Annotated in this window: 1 pseudogene; it reads left to right on the top strand. The window is 48.0% G+C overall.

The features are described from left to right. Nucleotides 1–763 (top strand): annotated as a pseudogene (locus A3751_RS21090) (DNA mismatch repair protein MutS); the annotation flags it as partial.

Genomic DNA, 763 nt, shown 5'->3' with positions numbered 1-763 from the left:
ACCGGTACATTACGTTCGCCGGCAAACGCTTAAAAACGCAGAGCGATTCATCACGCCAGAGCTAAAAGAATTTGAAGACAAAGCGCTGAGCTCTAAAAGTCGTGCCTTGAGCCGGGAAAAGGCGCTCTACGAGACCTTAATCGAAGAGCTAAACGAGGCACTCCACCCATTACAGGAATGCGCAAGCGGACTTGCAGAAATTGATGTTTTGGCGAATTTCGCAGAACGTGCATCCAACCTCAATTATGTTCAGCCGACACTGGTTGACGAAAAGCTGGTTAAAATTGATGCAGGTCGACACCCTGTTGTTGAGCGCTTGATTGACGAGCCTTTTGTTCCTAATGACGTTTACATGGATCGGCAACGCGAGATGCTGGTCATTACTGGTCCCAATATGGGCGGTAAATCCACATACATGCGCCAAACGGCAATTATCGCTTTACTGGCATATTGCGGCTGTTTTGTGCCAGCTGACGGCGCAACAATCGGCCCTATCGATCAAATATTTACGCGTATGGGCAGTGCAGACGATACAGCGGGCGGGCGTTCAACCTTTATGGTTGAGATGACGGAAACCGCCAACATACTAAACAACGCAACACAAAATAGCTTAGTGCTAATGGATGAAGTTGGGCGAGGTACCAGTACATTTGATGGCTTATCCCTTGCTTGGTCGTCTGCCCAGCACCTTGCAAACAACGTAAATGCTTTTACTCTGTTTGCGACGCATTACTTTGAGATGACAGAATTGGGCGAGCAATTA

It is taken from the genome of Oleiphilus sp. HI0080, assembly GCF_001635135.1.
Note: the sequence above shows the minus strand (reverse complement) of the source record. Positions and strands in the feature narration are given on the sequence as shown.